The following is a 7,818-nucleotide window of genomic DNA, read 5'->3' as shown; positions in this document are numbered from 1 at the left end:
GGGCCGCGCCGGCGTTACGATATGATCTCGAGTATCACCGCGAGCGCGCGCCAGCGCGCCGCCGCCTCCTGTACAGAGCCCCATGAAAATCATCGATCCCGCCATTGCTTCCCTCGCCACCGCCAAATCCCTGCTGCTCGACCCTTGGGGGCTGACCGAGGCGGATATGGCGCGCGCGCTGGGTGAGATCTTCACGCACAAGGTCGACTACGCCGACCTGTACTTCCAGTACACGCGCAGCGAGGGCTGGAGCCTGGAAGAGGGCATCGTCAAGACGGGCAGTTTTTCGATCAGTCAGGGCGTCGGGGTGCGCGCCGTGAGCGGCGAGAAAACCGCCTTCGCCTATTCGGATTCGCTGTCGCCCGAAGCCTTGCTGTCGTCGGCCCACGCCGTGCGCGGCATTGCGCGCCGCGGCGCCGGCAAAGTGAAGGTGGCGGCGCAGGTCGAAGCCGAGATCGGCCGCAGCCTGTACGCCGATATCGATCCGGTGGCCACGCTGAGCGCCCCGGAAAAAGTTGCGCTGCTGGAACGCGTGGAGCGCATGGCGCGCGCGCGCGATCCGCACGTGATCCAGGTCATGGCGGGCCTGGGCGCCGAATACGACGTGGTGCTGGTGGCCGGCAGCGACGGCCGCCTGGCCGCCGATGTGCGTCCGCTGGTGCGCCTGTCGCTGACCGTCATTGCCGAACGCAACGGCCGTCGCGAGATGGGCCACGCCGGGGGCGGCGGCCGCCTGGGCCTGGCCTATTTCACGGACGAAATGCTGCAAGGCTATGTCGAGCGCGCGGTGCACGAAGCCATGGTGAACCTGGAAGCGCGCCCGGCGCCGGCCGGCGAGATGACCGTCGTGCTGGGTTCCGGCTGGCCCGGCATCCTGCTGCACGAGGCTGTCGGCCACGGGCTGGAAGGCGATTTCAACCGCAAGGGTTCCAGCGTGTTCTCCGGCCGCATCGGCGAGCGCGTGGCCTCCAAGGGGGTCACCGTGGTGGACGACGGCACGATCCCGGATCGTCGCGGTTCGCTCAATATCGACGATGAAGGCAACGCCACCCAGCGCAACGTGCTGATCGAAGACGGCATCCTGCGCGGCTACATGCAGGACACCCTGAACGCGCGCCTCATGAAGACCGCTGCCACCGGCAATGGCCGCCGCGAATCGTTTGCGCACTTGCCCATGCCGCGCATGACCAATACCTACATGCTGGCGGGCGACAAGCCGGCCGAGGAAATCGTGTCGTCCGTCAAGCGCGGACTGTACGCGGTCAACTTCGGTGGCGGTCAGGTCGACATCACCAACGGCAAGTTCGTGTTCTCCGCGTCCGAGGCCTACATGATTGAAAACGGCAAGGTGACCTACCCGGTCAAGGGCGCCACCCTGATCGGCAACGGTCCGGACGCCATGAACCGCGTCACCATGATCGGCAATGACCTGCAGCTGGATTCGGGCGTGGGCACCTGCGGCAAGGATGGGCAGAGCGTGCCTGTGGGCGTGGGCATGCCCACGGTCCGCATGGAAGGCCTGACGGTCGGCGGCACGGCCTGATCCGAAAAAAAACGGGTGACGGCCCGAAAAATTTGTGCTAGAGTCAATCCCCATGAAATTCGCGTCCCCCGCCTTTTATTTTTATTTTTATGGTTTTCTGAAGCCGCTGGCGGAGGAAGGGACGCGCTCAATCTGAAGTTTGGAAAGAATCCCCCCAAAAAAGCCGCCAGCGAACTGGCGGCTTTTTTTGCGCCGCCAGTTGAGGAAACCACCTCGGGAACATCCCCGTGGCGGGCAACCCAGGAGCAGTTCCGTGTCACACAATACCGACGACCTTCGCATTCGAGAAATCAAAGAGCTGAACCCGCCCGCGCACGTCATGCGCGAGTTCGCCTGCACCAAGGAGGCGTCCGACACCGTGTTCGCCGCCCGCCAGGGGATGCACCGCATCCTGCATGGCATGGATGACCGGATGATCGTCGTGATCGGTCCTTGCTCCATCCATGACACCCGCGCGGCCATCGAATATGCGAAGCGTCTGAAGCCCGTGCGCGACCGGCTGAGCGCCGACCTGGAAATCGTGATGCGCGTGTACTTCGAGAAGCCGCGGACCACGGTGGGCTGGAAGGGCCTGATCAACGATCCGGATCTGGATGGCAGCTTCGACATCAACAAGGGCGTGCGCGTCGCCCGCGAATTGCTGCTGGACATCAACAGCCTGGGACTGCCGGCGGGTTGCGAGTTCCTGGACATGATTACGCCGCAATACATCGCGGATCTGGTCTCCTGGGGGGCGATCGGGGCTCGGACGACGGAAAGCCAGGTGCATCGCGAACTGGCTTCGGGACTGTCGTGTCCGGTGGGGTTCAAGAATGGCACCGACGGCAATGTGAAGATCGCGGTGGACGCGATCAAGGCGGCGTCGCAGCCGCACCATTTCCTGTCGGTGACCAAGGGCGGCCATTCCGCCATCGTGTCGACGGCCGGCAACGAGGACTGCCACGTCATCCTGCGCGGCGGCAAGACGCCGAACTACGATGCGGCCAGCATCGATGCGGCCTGCCAGGACATGTCCAAGGCCGGCCTGGCACAGCGCATCATGATCGACGCCAGCCACGCCAACAGCAGCAAGAAACCCGAGAACCAGCCGCTGGTCGTCGAAGACGTGGCGCGCCAGATGGAAGCGGGCGACAGCCGCCTGGTGGGCGTCATGGTCGAAAGCCATCTGCTGGGCGGCCGCCAGGACATGGTGCCGGGCACGCCGCTGGTCTACGGCCAGAGCATCACCGACGGCTGCATCGATTGGGACGCCTCGGTCGCGGTGCTCGAGCGCCTGGCGCACGCCGTGCGCGAACGCCGCCGGGTCGCCCTGACTTCCGGCAAGTAAGCCCCTGGCAGCGCCGCCGATCGCCAGCGCCTGGCGGTTTGCGGCGCGGCGTGCGCGGCGGCGTAGAATAATCAGGTTAACGAACCCGAGATCACGCTGACCATGAACGCTCCCTTGCACGCCGAATCGTTGCGCCGTCCGGTGCCGGCCGCCTGTCTGGATGCCTTGCGCGCCCGCTTTGGCGATCGCTTGTCCGAATCCTCCGCCATGCGCGACCACCACGGCCGCGATGAATCTCCCTATCCGGCCATGCCGCCGGACGCGGTGGTTTTCGCGCACACGACCGAGGAAGTGGCCGAGATCGCCAAGCTGTGCAATCAGCATCGCGTGCCCCTGATTCCCTACGGCGCAGGGTCTTCGCTCGAAGGCCACATCCTGGCGATCCAGGGCGGCATCAGCCTGGACCTGTCGCAGATGAACAAGGTGCTGGCGGTCAACGCCGAGGACCTGACGGCCACCGTGCAGGCCGGCGTGCTGCGCAAGCAGCTCAACGAAGAAATCCGCGACACCGGGCTGTTCTTCCCGATCGATCCGGGCGCCGACGCCAGCCTCGGCGGCATGGCGGCCACGCGCGCTTCCGGCACCAACGCCGTGCGCTACGGCACCATGCGCGAGAACGTCATGTCGCTGACTGTGGTCACGGCGGACGGGCGCATCGTCCGCACCGCCGGCCGCGCGCGCAAGTCCTCGGCGGGCTACGACCTGACGCGCATCTTCGTGGGTAGCGAAGGCACGCTGGGCATCATCACCGAAGTGACGGTGCGCCTGTACCCGCAGCCTGAAGCCGTGTCGGCCGCGGTCTGCAATTTCCCCACGCTGGATTCGGCCGTGCAGAGCGTGATCGAAATCATCCAGATGGGTGTGCCGGTCGCCCGCGTCGAATTCATGGACGCGGCCAGCGTGCGCTCGGTGAACCTGCACAGCAAGCTGACCCTGCGCGAGACGCCGCTGCTGGTGTTCGAATTCCACGGCAGCCCGGCTGGCGTGCAGGAACAGGCCGAAACCGTGCAGGCGATCACGGCGGAGCATGGCGGCATGGACTTCGAATGGGCCGAGCGCCCCGAGGACCGCAGCCGCCTGTGGACCGCGCGCCACAACGCTTACTTTGCCGGCTTGCAGCTGCGACCCGGCTGCCGCGCCAGCACCACCGACGTCTGCGTGCCGATCTCGCGCCTGGCTGATTGCGTGCGCGACACGGTCGAGGAGCTCGACCGCGCCAGCTTCCCCTATACGATCGTCGGCCACGTCGGCGACGGCAACTTCCATGTGCTGATGCTGCTCGATGCGGACAACGCCAAGGAATGGGAAGAATCCGAAACCATCAACCACAACCTGGTGCGCCGCGCGATTGCCGCCGACGGCACCTGCACGGGCGAGCACGGCGTGGGCCTGCACAAGATGCAGTTCATGGCCGAAGAGCATGGCGAGGATGCCCTGGATCTGATGCGCAGCTTGAAGCACGCATTTGATCCCAACAATATTCTCAATCCCGGCAAGATCGTGTCCTGGTAAGCCTGCTGCGGCAGCGCCGCCGACATCCTAAGCCGACGGCATGCCGTCGGCTTTTTTTTGCCGGCGGAACGGTCGAGCGAGGCGGGCGCCGGCCGTGTGCGGCATGCGATTACGGCTGGTTACTTATCTGGTGTGCCATAGGTGCACGGATGCGGGTAAATCCCGGTCTGCTAGTGACGGGTGCTCGCGCTATTGTTGCGCTCATGAATTCATTGGTCGAAACCGGCCTGGCACAAGTGCAGGCGCCTTATTCCTTGCAGCAGCTCATCGAGGCGTTGTCGGCCGCCTTGCCCGCGCACTGCGTGTTGTTCCGCGAAGAGGATACGCGCCCTTACGAGTGCGACGGCCTCTCTCTATATCGCGCGCTGCCTGCGGTGGTTGCCTTGCCTGAAACGGAAGAGCAGGTGCAGGCCGTCATGCGCATCTGCAAACGCCTGAATGCGCCCGTGGTTGCGCGTGGCGCTGGCACCGGCTTGTCCGGAGGCGCCATGCCGCACAGCCGCGGCGTGTTGCTCGGCTTGTCGAAATTCAATCGCATCAAGCACATCGACCTGGCCAGCGCCACGGCCATCGTGCAGCCCGGCGTGCGCAACCTGGCGATCTCCGAGGCGGCTTCGCCGTATGGGCTGTATTACGCGCCCGATCCCTCCAGCCAGATCGCCTGTTCCATCGGCGGCAACGTGGCGGAGAACTCCGGCGGCGTGCATTGTCTGAAGTACGGGTTGACCGTGCACAACGTGCTGCGGGTGCGGGTCGTGACGATCGATGGCGATGTGGTCGAACTGGGTTCCGAAGCGCCCGATGCGCCCGGCCTGGACCTGCTGTCCGTCTTCATCGGTTCGGAAGGCATGCTGGGCGTGGTCACCGAAGTGACGGTCAAGCTGATCCCCAAGCCGGCCTGCGCGCAGGTGGTCATGGCCAGCTTTTCCAGCGTGGAAGCGGCGGGCAATGCGGTCACGCAGGTGATCGCGGCCGGCATGATACCGGCGGGCCTGGAGATGATGGACCGCCGCGCGACCCACATGGTCGAACCCTTTGTGCGCGCGGGCTACGACATGGACGCACAAGCCATTCTGCTGTGCGAGTCGGACGGTACGCCCGAAGAGGTCGAGCACGAGATCGCGCGCATGGAGGCCGTGTTCCGCGAGGCGGGCGCCACGCGCTGCCAGGTCTCGTCCTCGGAGGCCGAGCGCCTGAAATTCTGGGCCGGCCGCAAGAACGCCTTCCCGGCTGCCGGGCGGGTATCGCCTGATTACTATTGCATGGACGGCACGATACCGCGCCGCCATCTGGCGCGCGTGCTGGGTGCCATCGAACAGATGGAAGACGAGTTCAGCCTGCGTTGCGCCAACGTCTTTCACGCGGGCGACGGCAACCTGCATCCGTTGATCCTGTTCGATTCGAACAAGCCGGACGAGGTGGAGCGCGCCGAGAAATTCGGCGCCGCCATTCTTGAACTGTGCGTGCAGGTAGGAGGGACCGTGACCGGAGAGCACGGGGTGGGTATGGAGAAGATAAATCAAATGTGCGTGCAATTCTCTCGCGAAGAACTCGACGCGTTCCTGGCGGTAAAGCGGGCCTTCGATCCGCCCTGCCTGCTCAATCCTGAAAAAGTCATCCCCACGCTGGCCCGCTGCGCCGAATACGGCAAGATGCATGTCCATGCGGGAGAGCTGCGCTTCCCCGATCTCGCCCGTTTCTAGGACCTGTCCTTATGGATTTCGTCCTGTCGGAATTGTGCGACCAGGTCATGACGGCCCGTGCCGGTCACAAACCCCTGTTTGTGATGGGCGGCGGCAGCAAGGCGTTCTATGGCAACTACCGTCCGGTGACGCCGCAGGATGGCCACTGCCTGCTGGACATGACGCCCTATCGCGGCATCGTCAGCTACCACCCCTCCGAACTCGTGGTGACGGTGCGCGCGGGCACGCCGCTGGCCGAACTCGAAGCCGCGCTGGCCGAGCATGGGCAGATGCTGGCGTTCGAACCGCCGCATTTCTCGACCTCCGCCACAGTGGGCGGATGCGTGGCGGCGGGGCTGTCGGGCCCGCGCCGCATGAGCGCGGGCGCGCTCAAGGATTTCGTCCTGGGCGCGCAGTTGCTGGATTCGGAAGGCCGCATCCTCTCGTTCGGCGGCGAGGTCATGAAGAACGTGGCGGGTTATGACGTGTCGCGCCTGCTGGCCGGTTCGCACGGCATCTTCGGCGCCATACTCGAAGTGTCCTTGAAGGTCGTGCCGCGGCCGATGGAAGAAGTCACCCTGACGCTGCCCGCCACAGAGGCGCAGGCCTTGGCCAGCTTCGCCCTGTGGCGCGGCAAGCCCTTGCCGATCTCCGCCACCAGTTGGAGCGGCGACGACGGGGACGGCCAGATGGCCGTGCGCCTGTCGGGCGCGCCGCCCGCGATCGCCAGCGCCCGTCAACTGATAGGCGGCGCGCCGCTGGCGCCTGAAGCGGCGCAAGCCTGGTGGCGGTCTTTGCGCGAGCAGACCCACGCCTTTTTCGCGCCGGGCCGGCCCTTGTGGCGCCTGGCGCTGCCGCCCACTGCTGCCGCCCTCGGGCTGGGACCTGCCTTGCTGGAGTGGGGCGGAGGCCAGCGCTGGCTGTCGGGCGAGCATGATGCCGCCGCGTTGCGCGAGACCGCCGAGCGGCTGGGCGGCCACGTCACGCTATTCCGCGCCGGGCCAGGCAGGGCGCCGGCCGACGGCGTATTCCATCCGCTGGCGCCCGGGATCGCTGCGATCACGCGCCGCCTCAAACAAGAGCTCGATCCGGCCGGCCTGTTCAACCCCGGCCGTCTGGTCCTGGATCTATAGGGCATCATGCAAACCAATCTGGCATCCTGGGCACGCGAGTCCGATCTGGGCAAGGAGGCCGACGCCATCCTGCGGCGTTGCGTGCACTGCGGTTTTTGCACCGCGACCTGTCCTACCTATCAGGTGCTGGGCGACGAGCTGGACAGCCCGCGCGGACGCATCTACCTGATCAAGCAGGTGCTGGAGGGCGCCGAGCCCACGCAGTCCACGCAGCAGCACCTGGACCGCTGCCTGACCTGCCGCAATTGCGAGACCACTTGCCCGTCTGGCGTCCAGTACGGCCATCTGGTGGATATCGGCCGCAAGATCGTCGAGGAGCGCGTGCCGCGCACTTGGGCCGACAAGACCAAACGTACCTTGCTGCGCAAGACCATGCTGTCGCCGCTGTTCGCGCCCGCGATGCGGCTGGGGCAGGCGGTGCGCGGCATGTTGCCCGAGGCGCTCAAGCGCAAGGTGCCGGAACGCCGCGCGGCGGGGCCGCTGCCGCAGGTGGCCGGCCATGCGCGGCAGGTGCTGATGCTGGCCGGCTGCGGGCAGCCCGCCCTGATGCCCACCATCGAATCTGGCTCTTATACACCACTCCCAGCCCCCGAGACAGAGGCAACCATCTCGTATGCCGTC

The 7,818-nt window shown here is 66.0% G+C and carries 6 protein-coding genes; all 6 read left to right on the top strand.

All coding sequences use genetic code 11. The annotated features are described in order from the left end of the window. Positions 1-82 precede the first annotated feature (82 nt). On the top strand, positions 83-1,543 hold the full coding sequence (tldD, locus tag AC6LKD_RS32205) for a metalloprotease TldD (protein WP_013392574.1): 1,461 nt from the start codon (positions 83-85) through the stop codon (positions 1,541-1,543). 253 nt (positions 1,544-1,796) lie between these two features. Further along, entirely contained in the window at positions 1,797-2,870 is a 1,074-nt protein-coding gene (gene aroG, locus AC6LKD_RS32200; RefSeq protein WP_498118511.1) for a 3-deoxy-7-phosphoheptulonate synthase AroG, read from the top strand. Between the two features lie 102 nt (positions 2,871-2,972). Beyond that, positions 2,973-4,382 carry an FAD-binding oxidoreductase gene (locus AC6LKD_RS32195; protein ID WP_498118510.1) on the top strand — a complete coding sequence of 470 codons (1,410 nt, stop codon included), beginning with the start codon at positions 2,973-2,975 and terminating at the stop codon, positions 4,380-4,382. 203 nt (positions 4,383-4,585) lie between these two features. Continuing rightward, complete coding sequence (locus AC6LKD_RS32190) at positions 4,586-6,085, top strand: FAD-linked oxidase C-terminal domain-containing protein (protein ID WP_207466228.1); 1,500 nt, start codon at positions 4,586-4,588, stop codon at positions 6,083-6,085. Positions 6,086-6,096: 11 nt separating this feature from the next. Further along, a complete protein-coding gene (gene glcE, locus AC6LKD_RS32185) occupies positions 6,097-7,197 on the top strand; it encodes a glycolate oxidase subunit GlcE (RefSeq protein WP_498118509.1) in 1,101 nt (366 codons plus the stop codon). A 6-nt stretch (positions 7,198-7,203) separates the two neighbouring features. After that, positions 7,204-7,818, top strand: a 615-nt coding sequence (locus AC6LKD_RS32180; protein ID WP_498118508.1) for a 4Fe-4S dicluster domain-containing protein, incomplete at its 3' end; no start/stop codon positions are given.

This window comes from Achromobacter sp. D7-1 (assembly GCF_059760445.1).
The sequence above is the reverse complement of the archived record's forward strand: the minus strand, read 5'-3'. Positions and strand labels throughout refer to the sequence as shown.